Annotated in this window: 21 protein-coding genes; 16 read left to right on the forward strand and 5 right to left on the reverse strand. The window is 49.1% G+C overall.

Going from position 1 to position 25271, the window contains the following annotated elements; genetic code table 11:
• Window positions 1-75 precede the first annotated feature (75 nt).
• Entirely contained in the window at window positions 76-2241 is a 2166-nt protein-coding gene (locus B0475_RS00610) for a patatin-like phospholipase family protein (RefSeq protein ID WP_077409477.1), read from the reverse strand.
• Between the two features lie 176 nt (window positions 2242-2417).
• Window positions 2418-3497, reverse strand: a complete 1080-nt coding sequence (locus tag B0475_RS00615; RefSeq protein WP_198538054.1) for a S1C family serine protease — start codon at window positions 3495-3497, stop codon at window positions 2418-2420.
• A gap of 287 nt (window positions 3498-3784) precedes the next feature.
• Here B0475_RS00615 and petA point away from each other — a divergent pair, with 287 nt between their 5' ends.
• The 8 genes from petA (at window position 3785) to B0475_RS00655 (ending at window position 13217) form a co-directional block, all read left to right on the forward strand.
• Entirely contained in the window at window positions 3785-4372 is a 588-nt protein-coding gene (gene petA / locus B0475_RS00620) for a ubiquinol-cytochrome c reductase iron-sulfur subunit (RefSeq protein ID WP_077409479.1), read from the forward strand.
• Window positions 4372-5619, forward strand: coding sequence for a cytochrome b (locus B0475_RS00625; protein ID WP_077409480.1), 1248 nt, complete (start codon window positions 4372-4374; stop codon window positions 5617-5619). The genes petA and B0475_RS00625 overlap by 1 nt, the downstream gene beginning before the upstream one ends.
• Window positions 5619-6362 carry a cytochrome c1 gene (locus B0475_RS00630; RefSeq protein ID WP_077409481.1) on the forward strand — a complete coding sequence of 248 codons (744 nt, stop codon included), beginning with the start codon at window positions 5619-5621 and terminating at the stop codon, window positions 6360-6362. The genes B0475_RS00625 and B0475_RS00630 overlap by 1 nt, the downstream gene beginning before the upstream one ends.
• A gap of 114 nt (window positions 6363-6476) precedes the next feature.
• Window positions 6477-7109: a glutathione S-transferase N-terminal domain-containing protein gene (locus B0475_RS00635; protein WP_198538055.1), complete on the forward strand. Its 633-nt coding sequence runs from the start codon at window positions 6477-6479 to the stop codon at window positions 7107-7109.
• Window positions 7110-7116: 7 nt separating this feature from the next.
• On the forward strand, window positions 7117-7530 hold the full coding sequence (locus B0475_RS00640) for a ClpXP protease specificity-enhancing factor (RefSeq protein WP_077409850.1): 414 nt from the start codon (window positions 7117-7119) through the stop codon (window positions 7528-7530).
• Window positions 7531-7537: 7 nt separating this feature from the next.
• The gene (locus B0475_RS00645; protein WP_077409483.1) at window positions 7538-8701 is read left to right on the forward strand and encodes a mechanosensitive ion channel family protein; all 1164 of its coding nucleotides are present in this window, start codon (window positions 7538-7540) and stop codon (window positions 8699-8701) included.
• Window positions 8702-8716: 15 nt separating this feature from the next.
• Entirely contained in the window at window positions 8717-12523 is a 3807-nt protein-coding gene (gene hrpA / locus B0475_RS00650; RefSeq protein ID WP_157892562.1) for an ATP-dependent RNA helicase HrpA, read from the forward strand.
• Window positions 12524-12581: 58 nt separating this feature from the next.
• Window positions 12582-13217, forward strand: coding sequence for a tetratricopeptide repeat protein (locus tag B0475_RS00655; RefSeq protein WP_077409485.1), 636 nt, complete (start codon window positions 12582-12584; stop codon window positions 13215-13217).
• A gap of 37 nt (window positions 13218-13254) precedes the next feature.
• Here the strand turns inward: B0475_RS00655 and B0475_RS00660 are convergent, their stop codons facing one another.
• Complete coding sequence (locus B0475_RS00660; RefSeq protein ID WP_077409486.1) at window positions 13255-14472, reverse strand: cysteine desulfurase-like protein; 1218 nt, start codon at window positions 14470-14472, stop codon at window positions 13255-13257.
• Between the two features lie 98 nt (window positions 14473-14570).
• Window positions 14571-15311 carry a LytR/AlgR family response regulator transcription factor gene (locus B0475_RS00665; RefSeq protein ID WP_077409487.1) on the reverse strand — a complete coding sequence of 247 codons (741 nt, stop codon included), beginning with the start codon at window positions 15309-15311 and terminating at the stop codon, window positions 14571-14573.
• 154 nt (window positions 15312-15465) lie between these two features.
• On the opposite strand from B0475_RS00665, the gene B0475_RS00670 reads away from it, so the two are divergent.
• The 8 genes from B0475_RS00670 to B0475_RS00700 all read left to right on the forward strand — a co-directional run bounded on the left by B0475_RS00670 (window position 15466) and on the right by B0475_RS00700 (window position 24104).
• Entirely contained in the window at window positions 15466-15891 is a 426-nt protein-coding gene (locus tag B0475_RS00670) for a nuclear transport factor 2 family protein (RefSeq protein WP_077409488.1), read from the forward strand.
• A gap of 10 nt (window positions 15892-15901) precedes the next feature.
• Window positions 15902-16045: a hypothetical protein gene (locus B0475_RS17570; protein WP_157892564.1), complete on the forward strand. Its 144-nt coding sequence runs from the start codon at window positions 15902-15904 to the stop codon at window positions 16043-16045.
• 79 nt (window positions 16046-16124) lie between these two features.
• Entirely contained in the window at window positions 16125-17342 is a 1218-nt protein-coding gene (locus B0475_RS00675; protein ID WP_077409489.1) for a PDZ domain-containing protein, read from the forward strand.
• Window positions 17339-17875 (forward strand): YybH family protein, encoded by a 537-nt coding sequence (locus B0475_RS00680; protein ID WP_077409490.1) that lies wholly within the window; start codon window positions 17339-17341, stop codon window positions 17873-17875. The genes B0475_RS00675 and B0475_RS00680 overlap by 4 nt, the downstream gene beginning before the upstream one ends.
• 63 nt (window positions 17876-17938) lie before the next feature.
• Window positions 17939-18412 carry a DM13 domain-containing protein gene (locus B0475_RS00685; RefSeq protein ID WP_077409491.1) on the forward strand — a complete coding sequence of 158 codons (474 nt, stop codon included), beginning with the start codon at window positions 17939-17941 and terminating at the stop codon, window positions 18410-18412.
• Window positions 18413-18513: 101 nt separating this feature from the next.
• Window positions 18514-20682, forward strand: a complete 2169-nt coding sequence (locus B0475_RS00690; RefSeq protein ID WP_157892566.1) for a mechanosensitive ion channel domain-containing protein — start codon at window positions 18514-18516, stop codon at window positions 20680-20682.
• 276 nt (window positions 20683-20958) lie between these two features.
• Window positions 20959-21525, forward strand: coding sequence for an RNA polymerase sigma factor (locus B0475_RS00695; RefSeq protein ID WP_077409493.1), 567 nt, complete (start codon window positions 20959-20961; stop codon window positions 21523-21525).
• Window positions 21522-24104 carry a serine/threonine-protein kinase gene (locus B0475_RS00700; protein WP_077409494.1) on the forward strand — a complete coding sequence of 861 codons (2583 nt, stop codon included), beginning with the start codon at window positions 21522-21524 and terminating at the stop codon, window positions 24102-24104. Before B0475_RS00695 ends, B0475_RS00700 begins: the two co-directional genes overlap by 4 nt.
• A 9-nt stretch (window positions 24105-24113) precedes the next feature.
• On the opposite strand, the gene B0475_RS00705 is transcribed toward B0475_RS00700, so the two are convergent.
• Window positions 24114-25238, reverse strand: coding sequence for a hypothetical protein (locus B0475_RS00705; RefSeq protein ID WP_157892568.1), 1125 nt, complete (start codon window positions 25236-25238; stop codon window positions 24114-24116).
• Window positions 25239-25271 lie beyond the last annotated feature (33 nt).

The raw sequence follows: 25271 nt of genomic DNA on the forward strand, positions 1-25271 counted from the left end.
TTCGGGGTTGACAGGCCTTCCATGATACCAAGCGAAATGTTGTGAATTCAGTAAGCAGACGTTAAGATTCTGTGTCTAAAAGCCAGTCCCCAGGCGCAAATAAAAGCGCGCCTCGCCATCATGGCTGTAGCCGGTGCCCAGGAACATCACGGTGTCCTGAACATCAAAAGAGATACCGGCTGAGAATCCGTAAATCATGTCTTCAATGTTGATGTTTCTCTGCCAGACGTTGCCCCAATGGGTTTTTACCGTCAAATCCGGCACCCCAACGATGGGCAGGTCGATGGAACTCATCGGGGTGAACCAGCCCAGCTCCAGTAAAAAGGCATTGAGGCCCAGCAGTGATTGTGTGGGGTAGCCGGCAAAATCATCCACTCCGCCATAGGCTTTGAAGTATTCGTTGTTATTCACCAGGTCAGTAAAGTCAAATTTAATCCGCAAGTGAGCTGCGCTGCTGTTGAAAAACGGAAAACGCCGGTAGCCGTCAAAGCTCAGGTATTGGACCCGGTCAAAAATGCCCAATTCTGCTCTGAGGTCATAACCAAAGCGAGGTGAAATGGCTTTCTCCAGGGTATCGTAACCAAAATTGATCTGTAATCCAGCGGTGCGGTTGATGGCGGTATCAAAATCAATGTCATTGATCACCGGCACCACGCTTTGGTCTTTGTACCACAAGCCTGCCCTCAATTCACTGTTGATGGTGGGGTTGTAGCCGAGGTTCAGTCCAAAGCCAAATTTCTTGTGGTCGTATTCACCAATGGCATCAATGCCCTGGTAAAATCGCCGGGTGTCTTTGATGGTGTCGATGTTGGCTGTGGCAAAGAATTTGTTCTCGAAATCCAAAGGTTGGTACAGTTCAGATTGCCAGCCCAGTACCGAGCCCACACTGAGGTCATTGACCCAATGGCCGCCCTTGCTGTTGATGTTGTATCGGTGGTGTCTGACCAACAATGATATCCGCGTATTGGAATCGAAATCATCAGCCACTTTCAGTCCGAACTTCAGGTAATCAGGACCCCATTGTTTTTCTTTGACTTTGAAAGCAATGCCTTTTTTCTGGCCAATCGATTCTACCTGGTAGGTAATCACCTGGATGTCTTCTTCAGTGGACACCACCTGGTCAACAAAATCTTGTACCAGGCTGGCGTTGAACGACTGGCCGATCAGTTCATTTGCACGGGTCATTAATCGTTCGGTGGCAGTGCGTTTATTACCGGAGAAGCTGACAAAGCCTATGCGGCTGGGGATGTCTCTGGGTAAAAAGTTTCGGCTTTCCAGGTGGGTGATGAAGTCATTGTCAGGCAGGCTGAATGATGACAGGGCATCAGACTGCCGATAGGTCGCTAAATAGCCATCATTGATCATGTCTTTGGCACGGTCAAACATGGAGGCATCAATGCCTTTCAGTTCAGGCTGAATGACCAGATCAGCCAGCTTGAGGGATTGTTTGGTGTTCTGGACCAGTGCCACATCCACACTCTGATAAGTCACGGCCAGTACCGAAGATTGTTCATTAACCGTAGCCAGTGGAGATGAAATGTTGACCGCGATGACAATGTCAGCGCCCATGGCCCTGACCACATCAACCGGCAGATTGTTCAGGATGCCACCATCAACCAACATGCGTTCCTGATGTTTGACCGGACCAAAGACCAGAGGTACAGCCATTGATGCGCGCATCGCCATGGCCAGATCGCCCTGTTCAATCACATAGGGTTCTCCTGCATTGAGGTCAGTGGTCACGGCGCGAAAAGGGATGGGGAATTTGTTAAAGTCCGTTTCATTGAATGAGCCCACCAGGCGTTGCAACTCAAGCATCACTTTGTGGTCGCCAACCAATCCGGTACCGGATTTGGCGCCATCTCTGGAGATGCCGATTTCAATGTCGGCAAAATAATCTTTTTCTTCTTGCTTCTGGCGGTAGTTTTTCAGCTTGCGCTTGTTCGATGGGTTGAGTGCATTGTCCCAATCAACCGATTTGATGGCCCACTCCAGGTCATCAGGACTCATACCTGTGGCATACAATCCTCCCACAATACTGCCCATGGAAGTGCCGGCAATGTAATCAATGGGAATGCGTTTTTCTTCCAGTGCTTTGAGCACACCAACGTGTGCCATGCCCCGGGCGCCGCCACCGGACAGTGCCAGGCCGATTTTTGGTCGTTCGCGCTGTTCTGCCAAGGCCTGAGAACAAATCAGCAGGCTCAGCAGCCATAATGTCAGGTATTTCAGTTTTAACATCCCTTCACTTTACCCTCATGGTCATGATCCTGTTCACAACGCTTTGTGGCCTGATGGTCAACCGGTTGGTCAGGAAATCGTGATTCATACCCCCGGTAAAATTTTAAACAATTCCGGCGGATAAAACCATCACCCAAATGATTAACTGTGAACCATGACCGGAATTGAATCAGGAATCACTGACCTTCCTGGAGTGTGACGCTGGGCGGTAATTCAATGGTCAGGTACATTTCAAAGCCGCCATTGTCATTGTATCCGGTCACTTTCACTGAATCTCCAACGGTGTTTTGTAACAGTTGGTTTTGGTATTCACTGAAAGAATTGACTGGTTTGTCATTGATGTGAGTGATGACGTCCCGCGGCTTGATGCCGGCCAGATCTGCTGAACTGCCTTCTCTGGTTTTGGACACCATGATGCCTATCACCGGTTTGGGAATCTGGTAAACCACATGTCCGTAGGGTTGGATGAAATAGATGCCCAGCCAGCCCCTCAGTACCTGTCCATAGCGGATGATGGAGTTGATGATTTGTACGGTGGTATTGGATGGAATGGCAAAATTAATGCCTTCGGCACCAATCTGACTGTAACTGGCGGTGCTGATGCCTACCACCTGCCCCAAAGGGTTGACCAGTGCGCCGCCGGAATTACCCAGGTTGATTGCTGCATCTGTCTGGATGAAGTTTTCCACCTGGCTTTCCGTCAGGCCCCGTCGACCAGTGGCGCTGACGATCCCGAGGGAAGCGCTTTGGTTTAAGCCATATGGGTTGCCCACTGCCAGCACCACGTCGCCGGTATTGAGCAGTTCACTGTCGGCAAATGCGGCGGGTGTCAGGTTGTCGGCATCTATTTTGATCAAGGCCAGGTCAGTCAGGGTATCTGCGCCGATGAAACTCGCTTCGTATAGTTGATTGTCCCACAGGTATACCACGACCCGGCTGGCGTCTTTAATGACGTGCTTGTTGGTCACAATGTGACCGTTTTCCGAAACCACCACACCTGATCCCAGGTAGTTTTTCGTGCGGTAGGGTGAACGTGGTGAAATACCAGAGCGACCATTGATCGGTTCATTGCTTTGGGTGTAGATGCTCACCACTGAACGACTGATGGTGTCAATGGCAGGGGCATAGGAAAACACCAGCGCCGGTTGCTGTTCATTGGTGACCCAGCGCAATTGTCCGGTCAGAAATAAATACAGCAGCCCAATCAACAAGCCAAGCAGGGCGTATTTAAGAAAAAAGGTGAGGTGATTCAGCATATCAGGTTTGCTTGTGGTGTTCTGTGTATTGTAAAGAATTTCAGGGCAAAATGTTTGACCCATTCGTAACGCACAGTGTTGGGCAGGAAAAGGAGCAAAAAATTCCCTTTGATTGAAATTGATTTGAATAAGCCGGGTGATCGTTGTCTGGATGATTATTCCTGAATTAATCGCAGCTTGGCTATGAAATAACATTAAAATCTTGTAAAATTGCGCCGGTTTAATAGTAGATTCAACTTATGGACAGTCATTGTCCATGAGTTTTTTATTCATTAGGGGTTAATTCAATGACTGATAATGTCAATAAAAGTCGGCGTACTTTGTTGCTCAGCACTGGTGCAGTTGGCGCCATTGGCGCAGGTTTCGCGGCTGTTCCTTTTCTTAAGTCATGGCTGCCATCAGAGCGGGCCAAAGCGGCCGGTGGACCGGTCAAGGCAGATGTTTCCAAAGTGGAACCCGGTCAGATGATCAATATTCTGTGGCGCGGACAGCCCGTATTTGTGGTCAACCGCACACCCAAACAGCTGGACGTGTTGGAATCATTAAATGGCAAGCTGAAAGATCCCACGTCTGAATCCAGTGTTCAGCCAGCTTATGTGGATAACATCAACCGCTCAATCAAGGAGAACTTGTTGGTGGTGGTTGGTATTTGTACGCATCTGGGATGTTCACCCAAATACTATCCGGATCTGGTACCGCAGACATTTGATGCTGAATGGAAGGGTGGGTTCTTTTGCCCTTGTCATAATTCACGTTTTGACATTTCAGGACGGGTTTTCGCTGGTTCACCAGCCAGTCGTAATCTGGACATTCCGCCATATACATTTTTAGATGAGAACACCATCGAAATTGGCAACGATGGGGAGCAAGCATAATGGGTAAAATAGCAAGTTCAGGCAGTAAAAATGCCGCTGGTTTCATGGGTTGGCTGAATGCCAGGCTGCCAGTCACACAATTTTATAAAGACCATTTATCTGAATACTACGCGCCAAAGAATTTTAATTTCTGGTACTTTTTCGGTTCATTGGCTCTGCTGGTATTGGTTAATCAGATCCTCACAGGTATCTGGCTGACCATGCACTACAAACCCGATGCAGACAAAGCCTTCGGAATGGTTGAATACATCATGCGTGATGTGCCTTGGGGCTGGTTAATCCGCTATCTGCATACCACCGGAGCCTCGGCCTTTTTTGTGGTGATCTATTTCCACATGTTCCGTGGTCTGTTATATGGGTCATACAAGAAGCCACGCGAATTGGTATGGATCATTGGTATGGTGCTCTATCTGGCACTGATGGCTGAAGCCTTCATGGGCTATGTTCTGCCATGGGGTAACATGTCTTACTGGGGCGCCAAAGTGATCACCCAGTTATTTGGTGCTGTGCCTTTTGTGGGCGAAGCGCTGGTCGAATGGGTGCGGGGTGATTACCTGATCTCTGATGCCACCTTGAATCGTTTCTTTGCACTGCATGTGGTGGCCCTGCCGTTGGCGATTGTGGCTTTGGTGGTGTTGCACATTGCAGCCCTGCATACGGTTGGTTCCAACAACCCTGAAGGCATTGACATCAAGCAACACAAAGATGAAAACGGCAAGCCGCTGGACGGCATTCCATTCCATCCATACTACACCGTGAAAGACATTTTCGGAGTGGGCATGTTCCTGTTGATTTTCCTCTTCATCGTATTTGTTAAACCCGATATGGGCGGTTTGTTCCTGGAACATGACAATTACGTTCCGGCTGACCCGGCAGTGACGCCACTGCACATCAAGCCGGTGTGGTACTTCACCCCATTTTATGCCATGTTACGGGCGGTGCCTGACATGCAGATGGGTGCGTTGATCATGTTATTGGCGATTGTGGTGTTGTTCTTCCTGCCGTGGCTCGATCGCTCACCGGTTAAATCAATCAGATACCGTCGCTGGCCTTTCAAACTGATGCTGGGCTTGTTCACCATCACTTTTGTGGTACTTGGTTGGTTGGGTATGCAAGCAGGCAGTGTGACGCTGACCCGCATAGCACAGGCCCTGACTGCATTTTACTTCTTCTATTTCATTTGGTTGTTCTTCTACAGCCGCAATGAAAAGTACCATGAAGTGCCAGAGAGAATAGAGGATCACTGATGAAAAAATTACACTTAATCACGCTGGGTTTAATGATGTTCTCTGGTTTGGCTTCTGCCGCCGGTGATGCCTACATTGGTGAACATGTACAAACCAACATCCGCTCAACCGACTCACTGCGTAATGGCGCGAGAACCTTCATGAATTATTGCATGGGTTGTCATTCCATGGAGTTCCAAAGGTACAACCGTGTTGCCGAGGACCTGGGCCTGACAGAAGATGAAATGATGAATGGCTTGGTTTTAACGGATGCCAAATTTGCCGACAAAATGACCATAGCCATGGATCCTCAGGATGCCGAGCAATGGTTTGGCAAGACCCCGCCGGATTTAACGGTGATTGCCAAAGCCCGTGGCCTGGATTGGTTGTATAACTTCCTGATCAACTACTACCTGGATCCAACCAGACCCACAGGCTGGAATAACCTGACATTTGAGAATGCATCCATGCCTCATGTTTTGTGGGAGTTCCAGGGAATGCGCAAAGCCAATTTCAACGTATATGAAGATGAAGATGGCAATGAGCACAAAGAGTTCATTGATTTTGAAGTCGTTGAAGCGGGTTCAATGAGTGAGCAGGAATACAAAGACATGGTCAGAGACCTGGTGAATTTCCTGGATTATTCATCCGAGCCGGCACAACTGATCCGCATGTCTTATGCACCCTGGGTGTTGTTGTTTGTGGCTTTATTCACATTCCTCGCCTACCTGCTGAAAGTGAATTACTTCAGGGACATTCACTGATTGTGCGATTTTGATTGCCTTAACAAAAGGCGCAAAATTTGATAATATGAAGGGTTTTTGCGACTGACCGTTGCGAAAACCCTTTTTGAGTTTACAGATAAGGAGAAAAAACAGGTGTCAATCATAGAACGTGGACGATCCGTCATTACCGTTTATTCAGAGACAGAGTCGTTTGATTCGCACAGAATCAGATTTCTGTTGGCGACCAAGAGCATCAATTGCAAAATCATCTCTGTTGATCGCAATAATCCACCTGAAGACTTACTGGCCAACAACCCTAAACTGGAGATTCCCACCCTGGTTGACCGGGACATGCACCTGTATGGTGTCAATGTGATCACCGAGTACCTGGATGAACGTTATCCTCACCCGCCGTTGATGCCGCCTGATCCCATGACCCGGGCTCGTCTGCGGTTCACTGTTTATCGGTTGGAACATGGTTGGTTTGAATACATCAGTAAAATCGAAAACAACACCGGTGAGATCAAAAAACAAGCCGTTAATGACCTGACTGCAGAATTGGTGGCAGCCGAACCTTTGTTCAGTGAAAATCCTTACTTCATGAACACCGATATGACCTTGGTTGATACCAATCTGGTGCCATTTTTATGGCGTTTGGAACACTATGGACTGGATTGGGAAGCACTGCCGAAATCACTGCGTAATTATGCCCACCGGATGTTCCAAAGCAAAGCCTTCAAAAAAAGCATCACTGAATCAGAGAGAGAATACCGCTTTGATTTTTGATCCTGACATGACATCAGTGAAGCCTTATTTCATTAAGGCATTGCATGAATGGATTTCTGATAATGGCTTGACCCCGTTGATTGTGGTTGATGCCGGTTATGAAGGTGTTCGTGTGCCTGATGGAGTGGTGGAAGATGGCAAAGTAGTGCTCAATATTTCATACGATGCCTCACAAAACCTCGTCATGGATGATGAGCTGGTGACATTCAATGCCCGTTTTTCTGGTACTTCTCATGCAATCATCATTCCAATGGAAGCGGTTTCTGCAATCTATGCCAGAGAGAATGGCAAAGGCATGATGTTTGATGTGGAACCCATGGCAGCATCGGATGATCCTGATGAACGGGAGACAGACAAGCCCAGCCCGGACAAACCGAATAAGTCCGGTAAATCCAAATCCCATTTAAAACTGGTTGATTGATCAGCTCATGAATCAGGACACTGGAAACGCAGAAAAGACCACCACCGACGAACAGCCAGTCAGTGATGTCACAGAATTGATCAGCAATTTTTCTGATTTATTGCCAAACGCTTGGCTGCCATATTGGGAGCAACTCCAGTCTGTACCCATGCTGGCTTTTATCCTGACTGTGATTCTGGGATATCTGGTGGCCAGAATCGGCCTGGCGATATTCACCAAGAGCCTCAGTCAAATCACCAAACGCACCAAAAGTGATGTCGATGATCAGTTGATTCAAGCCATCCGCAAACCTTTTTTCCTGACCCTGTTCTTTTTCTTTTTAGGCATAGCGGTAAAAACCATTGGCCTGTCAGCTGCGATGGAAAGCACAGTGATCAGGATATTGGCCAGTATTTTGGTGCTCAGTTGGATGTTCCGCGGATTTAAAATACTGCATATCCTGCTCAGTACCTTGTCCACCTTCAAGGATCGGTTTGAAATCATCCAACCGAAAACCATCCCACTGTTTGAACTGGTGGGGAAGATTCTGTTAATTGGTCTGGGCTCCTACATCTTGTTGACCATTTGGGGCATCAACCCGACAGCCTGGCTGGCTTCAGCCGGGGTGATTGGTATTGCTGTAGGTTTTGCTGCGAAGGACACCCTGGCGAATTTGTTTTCCGGCTTTTTCATCATTGCCGATACGCCCTATAAAGTGGGAGACTTTGTCAACCTTGACTCTGGAGAGCGGGGTATGGTCACTCATGTGGGCATGCGATCAACGCGTTTACTGACCCGCGATGACATCGAAATAACCATCCCTAATAACGTCATTGGCAATGCCAAAATCATCAATGAAAGCAGTGGTCGTTGGGAAAAAAGCCGCATCCGCATCAAAGTCGGGGCCGCATATGGAACCGATGCACAGCAAGTGGTTGAAGTATTGATGCAAGTAGCCAATGACCACCCTGAAGTGGTGAAAAATCCAGAAGCCAGGGTTCGTTTTCGGGCATTCGGGGCATCATCCATCGATTTCGAGTTGTTGGTGTGGATTGAACAACCCGTATTGCGCGGTCGCATCAGTCATGAATTACATCTACAGGTCTATGCGGCCTTTAATCGAGCGGGTATCGAGATCCCATACGCCAAGCAAGATGTATACATCAAAGAAATGCCGGCCAGTCAAATCTGATACCCACTTGTCATTGTGTCCGCCGATATTGATAAACTGATCAGCCAATTGCCGGGTCATGTATTGACTCAGGACCGGCATCGTCTACAGAATCAACTGAACAAAGCCAAAAAACAGCGGCAGATGTTGCCCGGTGTCTTGGCAGCATTGGAAGCATCGCAAAACGCTTTTGAACAACGAAAACACTCGGTTCCGCAGGTGGAGTTGGTGGCAGATTTACCCATCAGTCAACAAGCTGAAAAAATCAAAACCACCATACAAAACCATCAGGTAACCGTCATTGCGGGTGAAACCGGTTCGGGTAAAACCACTCAGATACCAAAAATCTGTTTACAGGCCGGACTGGGTGTGGCAGGACAAATTGCCTGCACCCAACCGCGCCGGATTGCAGCCAAGTCAGTGGCTCAGCGGGTGGCCGATGAATTGAATACACCATTAGGCCAACAGGTGGGCTATCAGGTGCGTTTCGATGAAAAATTCAGCCAGGATGGCTACATTCGTTTTATGACTGATGGTATTTTGCTGCAACAAACCCTGCGCGATAAATGGCTCAATGACTACGATGCCATCATCATTGATGAGGCTCATGAACGCAGCCTCAACATTGATTTTTTATTGGGTTTCATTAAGCAGCTGACTGCCAAACGCAGTGACCTCAAAGTGGTGATCACATCAGCCACCATTGATACCGAAAAGTTTGCCAGACATTTTGGTGATGCACCGATTATCAATGTCAGTGGCCGGTCTTTTCCGGTCACCGCACATTACCGGCCACTGGATGAACATAACCTGGAACTCAATCAGGGCATCATTCGCGCGATTGATGAAATCTATGCGATGAGTAAAGACGGTGATGTGTTGATTTTCCTGCCTGGTGAACGGGAAATCAATGAGGCAGCCGATCAGCTTCAGCGAAAACACCTGCCCAACACCGAAGTCCTCAAATTGTATGCCCGCCTGTCGGCTCAAGATCAAATGAGGATTTTTAAGCCGGGTAATCAGCGTCGGGTGATTCTCAGTACCAACGTGGCCGAGACTTCGTTGACGGTACCCCGTATTCATTATGTGATTGACTCGGGCCTGGCCCGAATCAGTCGCTATTCAGCGCGTACCAAAATTCAGGGTTTGCAGATCGAACCCATAGCCCAGGATTCAGCCAATCAAAGGATGGGCCGTTGTGGTCGGATTGCCGATGGTCATTGTTTTCGATTGTATGCCGAACAGGATTTTGACAGCCGGCCTGAACACACCGATGCAGAGATATTACGCACGTCACTGGCTTCAGTTATTTTACAAACCCATGTACTGAACCTGGGTCATCTGACAGAGTTTCCATTCATCGATCAGCCTGATTTTAAAATGATCAATGACGGCTATCAATTACTCATGGAACTGGAAGCCCTGGATGAGGGCCAGCAATTGACCCGAACAGGCCGCATGATGGCTCACTTGCCAATTGATGTGCAGCTCGGACGGGTGTTGATCAAGGCCAATGGTTTGGGTTGTTTACAGGACATCCTGGTGATCGTCGCCGGTTTGTCCATTCAGGATGTGCGTGAACGGCCGCTGGAATGGGCTCAGGCAGCCGATCAGGCGCATAAGAAATACCAGCATGAAAAATCTGATTTCATGGCCATGCTGAAGTTGTGGAACACGCTACATAAACAACGTAAAAAATTAAAAAACAGTGGTTTCAAAAAGTGGTGCCGTGACAACTTCATCTCCATTAAACGATACATGGAATGGAAAGATGTTTACCGGCAGCTCAGTCAGTTGGTCAAGAGGCAAAAAATGATCATTACCGATCAGCAGGCTGATTATGAACAAATCCATAAATCATTGTTGGCTGGTTTCATTGCTCACATCGGCATGCATCAGTCAGACAAAGAATACCTGGGTACGCGAAACAAGAAGTTCATGATTTTTCCAGGTTCAGGTTTATACAACCGCACACCCAAATGGCTATTGGCCGGAGAAATTGTGCACACCTCACAGGTGTTTGCCCGCATGGTCGCAGAATTGGATGTGATGTGGATCAATGACATCGGTCGTCACCTGATCAAAAAATCCTACTATGACCCGTTCTGGTCTAAAAAACATGGCACGGTAATGGGATATCAGCGGACGGTTATGCTGGGGTTGGTATTGCATGAAAAACACCAGATTCATTACGGTCCCAAAGATCCAAAAAATGCCAGGCATCTGTTCATCAGCCAAGGTTTGGTGGAACAATACATGAACACCCGCATGGCTTTTTTCCACCACAATGCCAAATTGATTGCGGCGATCCAGGCTGAGGAAGACCGCCATCGTAAGAAAGACCTGCTGATTGACCCGAACACCCTGTATGACTTGTATGACGCGGTGATCCCGGCCGGAATTTATTCTGAAGTTCAATTGCGCAAATGGGTGGTTAAAAATGGTGACCATGATTTGAAATTCACCGATGAACAACTGTACATGCGTCAGGTACCAAGAGACCGTGCTGAACTGTTCCCGGAGGAAATCACCATCAGAAACCTGACCCTGCGCCTGAGTTATGAATTCCAGCCAGGCACTGAAACCGATGGTGTAACGGCACACATACAGTTGCCCTGGCTCAATGCACTCAATGCCAATGATTTTGAATTTTTGGTACCTGGCTTGTTGACTGAAAAACTCGAAATGCTGATCAAAGGATTGCCAAAGAGTATCCGTCGGGGGCTGTTCCCGATCAAAGAATATGCAGAAATTCTCAGTGAATCAATGGATCATGAACAGGATTTTTATGAGCAACTGGTGCGTTGGGTGTTCCGCAAGAATGGCTTGCAAACCCGTCTGGAAGACTGGCAGTCGGTTGTGTTGGATGACCATTTGAAATTTCGTTTTGTGGTTTATGACAATCAAAAGAAGGTCCTCAAAACAGGCCGTAATTTCAATGACTTGATCGCTGATTTCAGTCGCCAGGCCAACAAAAGCTTTCAAAAAACCGCATCAAAAAAGAAAAAAATTGATGGTGCCACTGATTGGGTGTTCGGTGAGTTGAGCAGGCAGGTACAACTGGACAATGGTTTACAGGCTTATCAGGCGGTGGTTGACCAGGGGGATCAGGTCGGTCTGAGGATGTTTGAGAACCAGCACCAGGCTGATCTCAATCATGTGCAGGGCATCAAGCGATTGTTACACATCAAATACCCGAAAATCATCAAAGCGGCTCAGCGGGTCAATATGAACCTCAAAGCGGAGATCGCCTGGAATGCCCTGGACAGTGGAAAACAATTGATCGAAGAACTGATTGATTCATTGCTTGAGAAGCAGATTGTTGCCTATAACTGGGTGGGGAACCAGCAACAATTTGACCAATTGGCTGACCAGCTGGATAAGCAATTGTATAAAAAAACCTATGACTGGTCACAGCGTCTGACGCCGGTGATTTTACAGTGGTACGCGATTTGGCAACAAGTGGAAGAAAAATGCGACATGTTGACTGAAGCCAGCTATACGGACATGCAGTATCAGCTGGATTACCTGGTGTATGCCGATTTTCTGCATCATGTCAGGTATGATGATCTGCAACACTATGGTCGATACCTCAATGGCCTGTCCATGCGCCTGGAAACCGCCCTGCATTCACCACCCAAGGAAGCCGATAAGCTCAGGGAATTGTCGGCAGTGAGTAAGCCCTTTTATGATTATTGCAACCAAATTGATGAATTCGCCGATGCCCACCAGGATTTCCTCATGCTGCTGGAGGAATTGCGCATCCAGTTGTTTGCCCAAAGCCTGGGCACCAAACAAAAAGTCTCGGTGAAACGCCTGAAACAGGCCTTTAAAGTACTTTAAACAGGCAAATCATGGTGTCTGTGAGGTACAATCAAACCAGTTACCATCATCCATCATCATGTTGTTATTGATTTTTCTGACAGCGGCGCTGTCATCGTTGAATGAATCAGAAGCTGAGCGCTTGATCAGACAGGGACAAGCCATGTTAGAAGCTGAAAACTACCCTGAAGCATTGAAAATAACGGCTACGATGATAGCCGCAAATGACCGCATTGCTGAAGTCCACGTCATCAGAGCTGATATCCTTAATCGGCTTGACAGAAATACGGAAGCCATCGAAGCTTACACCACCGGACTTAAGCTCGACCCAACTTTTAAGCATGCTTACCACAACAGGGCTATGGTTTATTGGAGGTTATTGCAACATCAACTCGCCATCGAAGACTTTGAGCAAGCCATCAAAGTTGATCCGGAAAATCAACACAGCATCAACAACCAATCCATTTATAACAACATTGGGCTGGTTTACCAGGAAATGGGTAGCAAGAAAGCCGCCAGTGATGCCTATTGGATGGCCACTGTGGTTGATAAAAGCTATGCTGAGGCCTGGTACAACAGAGGCTATGTGGCTGAATTGCAATATGATTACGCCTCTGCCAAATGGAATTATGAACAAGCCGTTGAAGCAGAGCCAGATAATGAAATTTACCAGCTTGCTTTACTCAGGGCTGATTTTGGCTTGAACAGAGACTGAGGCAATCTAAAAAGTATTAGCACAAAAGCTGAGGCGTTCATAAGCTATCTTGCAACACCTTAATCAGCTGACTCACTTCTGCCTCAGTGTTGTAGTGCGCCAGACTGACGCGCACCACACCCTGCTGATTCCTGAGGCCCAGGTGATCGATCAATTTGACCGCATAGAAGTCGCCAAAACGAATGCCGATCCGGTGGGGATCCACCGCTTTCACAATGCTTTGTGAGTCTTTGTGTTCATGTACAAAAGACAAGGTCGCCACCCGGCGCTCAGGATCACTGGCAGGTTCTCCAATGATGCGCACCTGTGGATTGTGTTGCAGGACATCCACCAAGGGTTCCAGCAGCCTGGCTTCGTGGTCAGCGATTTGAGTATAGGCTGCCTGCAGGTGGTCTCTGCTGACCGTTGCATGTGCGCTTCCGGCACCCAGCTCACTCAGGTACTGCACCACCGCACCCATGGCGTAACACAGTTCGTAATTGACATTGCCGGGTTGAAACTTGTAAGGCACGGTGGTAATGAAGCCGTGATTGAAGCCAGGCAGGCCATTCAACAAATCAAATTTGCCGTACAGCACTGCCTGATGGGGGCCAAAGGTTTTGTAGGTGCTGAAGAAATAAAAATCCACATCCCAGTCCTGTACATCAATCAGCCGGTGTGGGGCGTAAGCCACCCCATCTACGCAGACATGAGCACCGTGTTCATGAATCAGTCGGGTCCAGTCTTTGACCGGATTGATGGTGCCGAGGATGTTGGATACATGGGTGAAACACACCAATCGGGTTTTCGCGGTCATCAATTCCAGTAAGTCATCAGTTTCCAGGCTCAAAGTATCTGGCCTGATGCGCCAGGTTTTGATGACGATGCCCTTTTTTTTCAGCTCCAGCCAGGCGGCCCGGTTGGCTTCGTGATCCACATCGGTGATGATCACTTCATCTCCGACCTGCCATGTTTCTGCCAGACACAAACTCAGGATGCGTATCAGGGCAGTGCTGCTTGGTCCCATCACCACTTCTTCGTTCTGTTCAGCGTTGAGGTAGGTTTGAATGTGATCGGTGGCCCGGGCCAGTTGTGCTGCAGCTGCAGCCGAAGTGGCGTAACTGGCACCCAGTTGCACATCATAATGGGTCAGGTAATCGGTGATCGCATGGATCGCATGACCCACAGTTTGCGAACCGCCGGCGTTGTCCATAAACACCATTTTAGTGTTGCTGTTAAATACAGGAAACTGCTCTCTGACCCATTCAATGTTCATGATTTGATCCCGAAAAAAGCACCCATTCTATCAGCATCGGTGTGCTTTGTAGGAGCTAAATACTGCGACGGCGGGGCGGTTGAAATGGGCGTGACCGGTCAGAAGATTGAGCTGAGTTTGTGCCGGTGACTTCTGCCAACCGGCAGAACAGTACCACAGTTGAGGGTGATGCAGTGGGTTGTCAGGTCATTGATGTGAGCCGCATTGGCCAAATGGGACCGATGAATCCTGATGAAACCGGCGGGGCTGAGTCGGCGTTCCATGTCGCGTAAGGTGGAGCGCAGGGTATACACTGCCCCGGCGCTGTGAATCTGCAGGTAATTGCCTTCGGCAGTGATGTGGCTGATCGCTTTGAGTTCAGGTTCAACAGTTTGGTTGCGGTGGTTATGACAGTTCAGTTTGAGGCTGTGTTCGTTTATATTTTGCTGTAGCCAGTGTGCACACCTGGGCAACAGCAGCACCAAAGCCAGGATCTTCAGGTTGGCCGGCAGATAACAGAACAACAGCGTCCGGCCAATACCAGGTTGATCACTGAACAGCCAGGCCTGACTGAGCGTACTGATCAGCACAGCAGCCAGCGACAACAGCAGATATGTCTGCATGGCCGTGGAATGGGTGGGCAGTTTCAGGCCCTGATCAGGCAGCCGCTCAAACAGCCAGGGCATCAACAGCAGCCAGATCAGCCAGGCCTTGGCACTGCTGATCAGGGTGCCAATCAAGCTCACATCTCGCAACACATACCAGCTGTCATAAAGGTAGAAATAAACCGATGTCAACAACACCAGGCAGCACCAGAACCAGTGATGGATATGGGCGGGACGGAGAATGGCAACACTCATGATGTATCCTCGATTGAAACATCCTGATTATAGGCGTTCGGGTTCTGCCAGACATCTGACGTTGGTCACATAAGGGTGGTTGTTGGTCACAATGCCAGGTTTTGACCACTTGAGTGCGCTAGATTGAACGCATTCAATCAACAGGACACCCATCATGAAAATCAAGTTAATCTGCGCCGCCATGTGCTTCATCTGCAACCTTGTATTGGCTACAGAAAGCAGTGATCTGGAACAGCTTAAACATTTAAAACTGACCTTGTGGCCGCAAGCCTATCGCGCCCAGGATGCGGCTTTACTCGATCAGATTCTGCACCCACAATTTCAGCTGATTGATGCCAATGGGCAAAGTTCCAATAAGCTTGAGGAGCTTGAATACGTCAAAAACCATGTCTGGCAAGCGGTTAATTTCAGTTATCAGATCGATCGTCTGGAGGTGTTTGATGAGCACACCGCGATCATCAGTGGTCGTGGTGAAACCGACACCTATCAGTATCATTCCAGTAATGTGTTGATCAAAAGCGAAGGTCGTTGGCAGGCCATTGCATCTCATGTGTCGGGTTTTCAACACAAAAAGCCATGACTTTGTAAACATGTCAGTCACGTCTGCAACGGGTATGCTGGGGGTATTTGATTTGAAAATGATTCGATATGAAAAAGCCATGACTTCTGTGGTGTCTGGTGTTGAGTGGTTGTGCGCCAACCCAACACATCAAACTCACCCACCTGCAGATTGATTTTGATTCACATGTGAGGCTATGATGAGCAGAAAAGCAGTGACTGCTGCATCAACCAATCACATTCAGAGGAAGAAATATGAACATCACCACACAATGGAATCTTGAAGTCGAAAAGTCATCCGGGTCAGTAAACAATGATCCGCAAAAGCATCAAATGCTGGTCAAAGTGGCCCCTGGTTCACCGGCGGATGAACTGGGTCTGTCGTCCGGAGATTTGCTGATCAGTGTGAATGGAGCACCCGCCAATGAGGTCGATGTGTTAGGTACATTGGTCCAAACCAATGTCATGACCTATGAGTTTTACCAGCCCCAAAGCCAATCAATGTTGTGTGTGGAAGCCAACAACATGCCACTGGGTTTTGTGGTTGAGGGGCAATCTGAGGGGATCACACAGTTATATGAACAACGGGGTATGTATGACTGGTCTGACCTGATGAAATTGTGGGAGCGGGGTGAATGGACTCTGCTGGCACGGGCCAGCCAAGCGGTCCATCAGACCGGGTTGTTGAATCGCCTGATCAGGTTGTTCAAGCCATCCCATCAAGCCAGCGGAGCAGTTTTACTGATGGGCGCTGCCATGTATGAACAAGGTCAGCCAGCTGAGGGCATGAACTGGATAGAGCTGTTCATTGATGAGTTATTTGCCGGGTTCACCACCGATTACCATGCGGTGGCGTTTTACTACAAAGCACGATGGGCCAAAGAATCGGGTGATTCAGATGAATTCATCCATTGGCTGGAACGAGCCAACCACAGCAATGCCGGCAGGTCTGCCCGGGTGAATGAACTGATCCGCACGGTTGAGCAAATTGAGTTAAGTCACGAACACCCCTGGCTTGGAATGGATTTTCCATCCCGCTTTGTGTTGCCACTTCTGGAGCAGGAAGGGTTGTTGTCTTTGCAAAATATGCTTGATGGCATGCAGGATGATCAGTTACTGCCTGTGTGTGTGATGCCCTCTTATCGGGGCAATGGCCCTTACAATGACAGCATGTTGTGTTACCGGGCGACCATCAAACACCTGGCAGAGCAATTTTTACCCATGGTGGTGATCACCGATCAGCCACACAAGAGGCCTGACCGCATGTGGTGGTATGAGCATGAGACAAAAGCCAGGCAACAGCACATCGAATTGCACCTGGTATATGATGAAACTGCTTCAGTGGCCAGACAATTGGACATGCAACGCACACCCATTTTTTATGTACTGAACAAGCAAAGCACCATCATTCATCAAGGTGCGCTGGATGAACCCTATGATTACTGGTGTTGTCTCAGTCAGGATGCTGTATGAAAGCAGTTGATCAGTGTTTATCCTGGCGCTTTCGTGGTGTGCTGCTCGGTTGTGTGATCACCTGCCAGCTGTTGATGGTGACCAGCGCACAGACAGATCAACCTTGCCGCATACATCCGGACAGTGTATTTCAGCCTAAAGATGTGCAGGCCATTGATCAGTTGTTGATGGACTGGAAAGCCGTGGTGCAAAACGGGGATCTGGAAGGCCTGGCCCAACTGGTCACAGAAGATGCTGAATTCTGGTCGCATGAAGCCGAACCGTTGCGTGGTCGGGATGCCCTGAAGCAGGCTTTCGAACCCTATGTGAACACTTACCGGTGGCAGCAGGATTACCAGTGCAGTGAGTTGATCATTGCAGGAGACTGGGCAGTGATCCGTGGAACGGAACACAATCAGTTTCAACACCTCACAACGGGTCAGCAAACCAGTAGCCGCCAGCGGGCTTTCAGTGTGATGCAGCGTGATCAAACTGGCCAGTGGCGGTTTGCCCGTGGCATGAGCCACCGGCCACCAGCCAGTGAATCTGAGTGAATGGGAGTCGACAAGATACCAATTGGCGGTAGAATAAATAACAGTTTATTTGAGCATTGACTGATGAAAAAAGCTGTTTTAATGATCCTGTCTCACCTGTTGATTGGCCTGGCCGGCTTTGCCGCCGGCATTTATGCCTTGCCCATCCTCACCGCCCCGGACGCACCTTCTGCTGAGCGCATTGCGCAAATGGCCGAGGCTGCGGTGTTCACGGCTCAATTTCGCAAAGACCTTGAAGACAGTGATTTTCTGCATCAGGGTGAAGGCGAGGTGACGGTGGGTAAACAGCACATCACCTTTGCCGGTTCCATCTCACCGGGACCGGATTACCGCCTGTACCTGTCACCTGAGTTTGTCGAAACTGAACAGGCATTTGCACGGCTGAAACCGCAGATGGCTGAGGTTGGCCGGGTTAATACCTTCAATAATTTCCTGTTGTCGGTGCCCAATACCATTGATATCAGCCAATACAACACCGTGATCGTGTGGTGTGAATCTTTTGGTGAATTCATCACAGCTGCACAATATCAACCCTGAAGGGTCGGCAGGTCAGGCTGATCAGCCGCTGTGTGAAGACAAATATGCCAGCTTCACTGGTCTTCTGTTACACTGTTTATTCATCAAGAGTTACTGGACGCATGCGGGTTAAATTGATCATTCAAATATGGATGTTACTGGTGTGGGTATTGCTCCCACCAGTTGCCATTGCGCAGCCAAATCTGAATTTCCTCAGTCAGGAGCCGGCCACTGAAAACGTCTGGAATCCCCCGGAAATCAATCGTTTGACCACCAACTGGTGGGCCCGGGCCATCGATGCTGCCCCAACTGAGCAACCTCATCAACAGCTCAAAACCTGGAGTGACCAGCTACTGGAGGGCAGCCAGCAGAATCAGGTCCAGCTGTCTGCCGCTGATCTGCAGGCGATTCGTCAATTCAACATCAACCTCACTGAACTGGCAGAACACACCGCCATCACCGTCACTCAGGCACCTGAACAGTACGATGTCCAGGAGTCTTACGGCCTGACAGCAGCATTGGAACGCAGGCAACAACTGAGAACCCTGCGGCAGCGGTTGGAAGAGGAGCGTGCTGCAAGAGATGAATTACAGGTTGACGGCACTTTACAACGGCAGAACATTGATCGCCTGATCATTGAATATCAGGGCATGGGTTTGGATGATCCGAAAAAAGCATCACTGGGCTATCAATGGTTGGAAGCGCGATCCTGGGTGGCCATTTACGAATCACAAGTCAATCAGTTCGAATCACAAATTGATCAGACCCAGGCGCGGATTGATGGATTGCTTGAACACCTGGCAATCATGCGGGAGCGTTTGGTTCCTGATGTGGATGCCATTGATGGCCTGAAAAAACAAATCGACATCAATCAGGATGCATTGGTCACCGCACTGCAACAGGCTCGGCAGGCCAGTCTTAATATGGCACGTACTACCGATACCCTGAACAGTTCTTTGCTCGACGTGAATAAACTCAATCTGGCCCTCAGTCTGATGGCGCAGAAACGCCTTGAACTGGCCATAGCCCGCGACCAGTCCCACATACACTGGATTGCCAACAGTGTCAGTGAGCCGGTCGAACTACAGGTAAAAACCCGGCAGTTGGTGGATCAGACCCAGGCCCTGATCAGTGGTAGCAAAGAACGCATCAGACAATGGCAAACACTGGCTCAGGATGTTCTGTTGTCTGCCGCAGGGCAACAGGAAGATGGTGCCGATCAAACAGCCAGGCGCACTGAGTTGGCTCAGCAGGTGTTGTTAAAACTGGGTGCGCTGGAATGGCAGGCCGAAAAAGTCAGTTTCATCAACACCCTGATCAGTGATCAGCTGCTGGTGCCATCAGGTGGCTTCAGTCGATTCTGGTATGGGTTGGGTGAAACTACAACTTCGGTGACTGAGGGCTTTAAGTCAGTGGTCAATCAACCCCTGTTCAGGATCAATGAAACACCGGTGACCCTACTGCCGTTGTTTAAGTTGTTGTTGATTGTACTGATTGGCTACCTGGTGTCCAAGCTGGTCAGGGCGGTGATCAAACGCATGGAATCCAGGCGTGATCAAGACAAATCGCCGGTGTTTTTCATGCTGGACAAGCTGATCCACTACATCATCATCATTGTCGCCACCCTGGCAGGTTTCAGCGCTTTGGGGATCGATTTTACCAACCTGACATTGATTGCTGGTGCCTTATCGGTGGGTATTGGTTTTGGATTACAGAACATCGTCAGTAACTTTGTTTCTGGACTGACCATCATGTTTGAGCGCACACTGAAAGTGGGTGATTACATTGAGATTGAAGATGGCATCACCGGAACAGTTCGCGAAATCAATGCCCGCAGCACTCGCATCAACACCAATGACAACATCGATGTGGTGATACCAAACTCAGACCTGGTAACCAATCAGGTGATCAACTGGACCCTCAGGGATTCAATTAAACGGGTCAAAATTCCTTTTGGAGTGGCTTATGGTACGGACAAAGAACTGGTAAAAAAGGCTGCCACCGAAGCGGCTGAAAAAGTTCCCTACACACTGACCAACATGAAAGGCAAAGAGCCTGAAGTCTGGATGACCGCTTTTGGTGACAACAGCCTGGATTTCGTACTGCTGGTGTGGGTATCCAAATACGGTGTACGCCGGCCAAACAGAATCAAAGCGGCTTTTTTGTGGGAGCTGGATAATGCCTTCAATCAATACGGCATTGAAATACCCTTCCCGCAACGGGTGTTGCATGTCGCCAGTGACAGTGATCAGTCAACGGTCTTCGTGCAACCTGACGACGGCAAAGACTGAACAGCTACAATCGGATCAAGGCGGTTTGGTGTACACTGATGCCGTGAGACGCGGGCATCAGGCAGGCTTCGGCCTCAAAAAACCATGGGCTCCAACTGATCCATGTTGTGGTTTCGCGGTGCTGAATCCAGGATGAGCAGAAGCTGCACTTCACTACATGTTTCTCAGCAATGCCAGCCCCGGATTTTCAGGTCCGGTCAGATGATTGATAGGTTGATCATTATTCAACCAATGGGGCTGTGTTAAACTGATGTTCTTTGTCATTTTGATTGACCGATGAAGGAAAACACCGAGTCCACATCCACGTTGTTGTTGCGCATCAAATCCGGAGATGCAGCCGCCAGAGATCGCTTGTTCAAAACCTACCTGCCAGTAATCAGCCGTTGGGCACATGGCCGGTTGCCCCAATATGCCCGTGATTTGTCTGAAACGGCAGACATGGTGCAGGCGTCATTACTCAAAGCGTTGGAACATGTGGACCGCTTTGAAGCGGTCAGAGAAGGAGCGTTTCTGGCTTACCTCAGGCAAATCCTCTTGAATCACATCCGCATGGAAATCCGCCGTGTTTCCAGGCGACAAAAGCATGGTCATGCAGATGCAGAAATTGAAGTGGCTGATATGGAGGCTTCTGTGATGCAGCAAGTGATTGGTGATGAAGCCCTGGAACGTTATGAAAAAGGTTTGTTGGAGCTAAAACCACAGGCTCGCGAAGCAGTGATTTTGCGCATTGAATTTGGCTATACCTTTACTGAAATTGCCAATGCCGTGGACATGAATTCCTCCAATGCGGCCAGGATGCTGGTTTCCCGGTCATTGGCTCAGGTGGCGAGGCACATGGCATGAGCCAGGAAGACATACTGGAACAACTGGCCGACAGTCTGGCCGATGACCTGGTGATTGACTGGCAATTGGCGACCACACTGGATGATCAGAGTGAAACAGTCATCCAAAACCTCGCTGTGCTGGGTCAGATTGCTCAGTTACAGGGGCAAACCCGCGTGTTCAGTGACACCAAACCTTATGGTCAGGCAGTTGATTCTGCATTTCGGTGGGGACATTTGCATGTGCTGGAATCCATCGGCAGTGGAGTTTATGGTGAAGTTTTCCGGGCACACGATGATGTGCTGGATCGCCAGGTGGCACTTAAACTACTGAAAACAGAAGTCAAATCTGTCGTTGAATCGATGCGTTTTATTGAAGAGGCTAAACGCATGGCAAGGGTACGACACCCTCATGTTCTGGCCATTCACGGCGCCGATGTTCACCAGGGACGGTCGGGTTTTTGGGCTGACTTGATTGAAGGCCAAACCGTCGACCAGCTGGACCCGGAGCAGGTCATGTCTGGGCAGGCTTTGTTCCTGATGTGTGACCAGCTTTCTGCGGGTCTTGCGGCCATTCACCGGGCCGGGATCATCCATGGTGACATCAAGCCGGCTAATTTGATAAGGGATGATCAGGGCAATTACCTGATCATGGATTTTGGTGCGGGAGAGCGCATGGATGAACAGGGCCATGGAGTGTCCGCGTGGCAGGGCACCCCGTTGTTGATGGCACCAGAACAGATGCTGCATCAGCAGTCCGGGCCGGCATCTGACATCTATGCATTGGGGGCTACCTTGTTTAAACTGGCCACAGGCAGGTATCCGGTCCCAGGTGAAACCCTGGAAGCCATTCGCCAGGGGCATTTGTCAGGTGGCATCTCAAGCTTACAGGTGCAAAGACCTGATATGGAACAACCGTTGGCCAGTTTGGTGGATGATATGTTGCTGGCAGACCCCGATAAGCGTCCGAATACCGCCCAGATACAAAAGCGTTTACGCGAACTCGAACAATTGCCACAACGCCGCAAAAACCGGCGGGCTGTGATCAGTATCATCACTTTGCTGGTGATGGGTATGGTTTTTTCAGGTTGGGGTTTTTTTCGCGCAGAACAAGAAAAAGCCCAGGCGTTGGTTGCCAGAAGTCAGGCAGAGGCCATCAGTGGTTTTTTACAGGACATGCTCAATGCAAGTTCAGAACTCGGCCGGGGGAAAGACATCACCGTTGCTGACATGTTGGACATTGCCAGTCCTGAAGTGGACCAGAAGTTCGCTGATCAGCCACAAGTGGCGGCGGCACTTCACCACGCCCTGGCCAATTCTTACAATGCCTTGCGGGAGACTGGCAAAAGCCTGCAACATGCCCAGAGCAGCCTGACCATCAAGCGTGGCTATCTGGATGAAGCGGCACCTGAGTTGTTAAAAACCAGACTGGAACAAATTCAGGGTCATCAGTTGCAGGGTGATCATGAACAGAGTCTGGTCCTGATCGATGACTATTTGCAGGCAGCGGTCCCGGTGCTCGGTGATGACAACCGCTATGTACAATTGGCCAGAAAACACCAAATCAACAACTTGTTTTCTCTGTCCCGGTTCGAGGAAGCCAATGCCATCCTGGAACAGTATTTTGCTGAGATTGAGGATCCGGCCACAGCAACGCATAATTTTGGCTTTGAAATTCTACAGGCCAAAGCCAACGCCTTGACCTTCAGCGGGGATTACGCGGGTGCTTTGGAAATGGCTCATCAGGCCATTGAGTGGCTGTCAATCTATCCCAACAAGAGTCCAATGAACGAAGCCGGGATTCGCACAGTGAAGGCATTGAGTTTATTACAGTTAGGTCGTGCTGATGAGGCTGAAAAATTATTTCAGGACGTGTTGCTCATCACTGAACGGGTTTATGGCAAAGACAATCAGGAATACCTGGAAACCCTGAATAACTTATCTACCGCACAAAAAGCCCTGGGCTGGAATGCAGAAGCCTTACAAACCAATCAACAGGCATTTGCCCTGGCCAAACAGATTTATGGTGACCAAATCAACCTGACGGTCATTGCATTGGGTGGTAACCTGGCTAATCTGCAGGTAGAACAAGGCGAACTTCAGGCCGGTGAGGCCACCATGCGTGAAACCCTGGCGATGGCCATCGAACATCTGGGTAACCAACATGTGGAAACCCTGAAACTGGAATACAATCTGGCCGAATTATTAAACAACCAGGGTTTACACCAACAAGCCGAGGCCATGGCCAGCCAGACTTATGCCATGAAAGCCGAGGTCTTGGGTGAGGCTCATCCCTATACCATCCTGAGCATGGATAACTGGGCCATCAGTCTGGCTGGACAACAACGATTTGCACAGGCTTTGGTTAAACACCGGATGGTGGTGGAAGGTCTGGCCTCAGCATTGGGCGCTGCACATCCTTATACCTGGCTGGTGATGAAACATGAAATTGAAAGCCTGCAGTCAGCCGGTGAATTGACCCTGGCCAAACAGCGGTTGTCAGACATGCTAACACATCAACGACAGACCCTGCCAGTAGATGATTTGCAATTGCAGGCCAATGAGCAGTGGTTACTGGATTTGCAAGACTTACCTGATTGAGCACAGCTGTCAGTCATCAAAGCCATCGGCAAAAATGGGCCCTTCCCAGGGGGCTTCTACGGCACCGATGTCCACTCGCCCAAAGGCCACCCGGGTGGTGAAACCGCCATCAAAATCCTCAATGCCATGATCCCAGGATTCTAAAAACGCGGTGGGCAGGGGTAATGGATCATCCATCGCCAGGCCTTTGCCATTCAATGGAGAACCTGGTGCAGGGGTGAAATTCAGCAACTGTGGCTCCAGTCCTGGTGGCAAAGAAAGGTTGTTCGCGGTGTCGGCAAAGAATCCACTGCCGTTTTCATAATTGTTGTTGTACAGCATGGTATTTCCACCTGAAAAGGTCACATAAAAATCTCGGGTGTTTTGGTCCCAGAACAGATTGTTGGCGATCAAGGCATCAGGTGTGTCGCCATTGTCCCAGTTTAAATTCAGTAACAGTCCGCTGACATTGGTTACAGCAGTGCTTGCTGAGCCCGAATTGTTGAAGACAAGCGTGTTGTTGATGAAGTGCAGCCCGGCTGCTTCTGCATCCATGCTGAAATAGGCAGATCCGTTGCCATTTTGCGTGGTGTTGAACATAAATACACTGTTGCGAATCACTACCTTGCCTCTTCCTACCTGATACAGGGCCGCACCATTGTTTCCCTCGTTGCCCAAAAAAAGGACCCGATCGATTAAAATTTCACCTGAGTATTGGCTGTTATGAGTGTAAAACATCAGGCCTCCACTGATTGCGGTGTTATCAGAAAAGCCATTGGCAATGGTCATATTTGATACCGTGAATTTGGCAGAGCTGACGGAGTTGTTTTGCAGGTAGAGTACCGGTGAGTTGTCATTGCCATCAATGGTGGTGTCCAGGGGGGTGCCCAGTTGAAAAAAGCAATTGATCTGATTAAATGGTGTCCAGCCACCTGAAATGGTGAGGTCGTGATCTTCCTGGTTGAGAAAAGCAAAGCGTTCATTGTTGATGGTCAGGTAATCACCGGGTTGGATGCGGATGTGGTCATCCTCACCATTATCCTCGGCAGTTTCCAGTGCGTTGGCCAGTTCTGCTGAGCTCGAGACACAAAAGGTGGCAGCAAAAGACGACAGGCTAGTCAGTATCAGGGTCACGGTGATGAACAGGTATTTCATGTTGATTTCTCTGGTTTGCAGTATCACTTCTAC

The organism is Marinicella sediminis, from assembly GCF_002000055.1.
Lineage (GTDB): Bacteria > Pseudomonadota > Gammaproteobacteria > Xanthomonadales > Marinicellaceae > Marinicella > Marinicella sediminis.

Bases quoted from the DNA above. Each gene is read 5' to 3' on its own strand.
- B0475_RS00610 (WP_077409477.1), bottom strand. From the start codon at position 2,241: ATGTTAAAACTGAAATACCTGACATTATGGCTGCTGAGCCTGCTGATT.
- B0475_RS00615 (WP_198538054.1), bottom strand. From the start codon at position 3,497: ATGCTGAATCACCTCACCTTTTTTCTTAAATACGCCCTGCTTGGCTTG.
- petA (WP_077409479.1), top strand. From the start codon at position 3,785: ATGACTGATAATGTCAATAAAAGTCGGCGTACTTTGTTGCTCAGCACT.
- B0475_RS00625 (WP_077409480.1), top strand. From the start codon at position 4,372: ATGGGTAAAATAGCAAGTTCAGGCAGTAAAAATGCCGCTGGTTTCATG.
- B0475_RS00630 (WP_077409481.1), top strand. From the start codon at position 5,619: ATGAAAAAATTACACTTAATCACGCTGGGTTTAATGATGTTCTCTGGT.
- B0475_RS00640 (WP_077409850.1), top strand. From the start codon at position 7,117: ATGACATCAGTGAAGCCTTATTTCATTAAGGCATTGCATGAATGGATT.
- B0475_RS00645 (WP_077409483.1), top strand. From the start codon at position 7,538: ATGAATCAGGACACTGGAAACGCAGAAAAGACCACCACCGACGAACAG.
- B0475_RS00655 (WP_077409485.1), top strand. From the start codon at position 12,582: ATGTTGTTATTGATTTTTCTGACAGCGGCGCTGTCATCGTTGAATGAA.
- B0475_RS00660 (WP_077409486.1), bottom strand. From the start codon at position 14,472: ATGAACATTGAATGGGTCAGAGAGCAGTTTCCTGTATTTAACAGCAAC.
- B0475_RS00665 (WP_077409487.1), bottom strand. From the start codon at position 15,311: ATGAGTGTTGCCATTCTCCGTCCCGCCCATATCCATCACTGGTTCTGG.
- B0475_RS00670 (WP_077409488.1), top strand. From the start codon at position 15,466: ATGAAAATCAAGTTAATCTGCGCCGCCATGTGCTTCATCTGCAACCTT.
- B0475_RS17570 (WP_157892564.1), top strand. From the start codon at position 15,902: ATGTCAGTCACGTCTGCAACGGGTATGCTGGGGGTATTTGATTTGAAA.
- B0475_RS00675 (WP_077409489.1), top strand. From the start codon at position 16,125: ATGAACATCACCACACAATGGAATCTTGAAGTCGAAAAGTCATCCGGG.
- B0475_RS00680 (WP_077409490.1), top strand. From the start codon at position 17,339: ATGAAAGCAGTTGATCAGTGTTTATCCTGGCGCTTTCGTGGTGTGCTG.
- B0475_RS00685 (WP_077409491.1), top strand. From the start codon at position 17,939: ATGAAAAAAGCTGTTTTAATGATCCTGTCTCACCTGTTGATTGGCCTG.
- B0475_RS00690 (WP_157892566.1), top strand. From the start codon at position 18,514: ATGCGGGTTAAATTGATCATTCAAATATGGATGTTACTGGTGTGGGTA.
- B0475_RS00695 (WP_077409493.1), top strand. From the start codon at position 20,959: ATGAAGGAAAACACCGAGTCCACATCCACGTTGTTGTTGCGCATCAAA.
- B0475_RS00700 (WP_077409494.1), top strand. From the start codon at position 21,522: ATGAGCCAGGAAGACATACTGGAACAACTGGCCGACAGTCTGGCCGAT.
- B0475_RS00705 (WP_157892568.1), bottom strand. From the start codon at position 25,238: ATGAAATACCTGTTCATCACCGTGACCCTGATACTGACTAGCCTGTCG.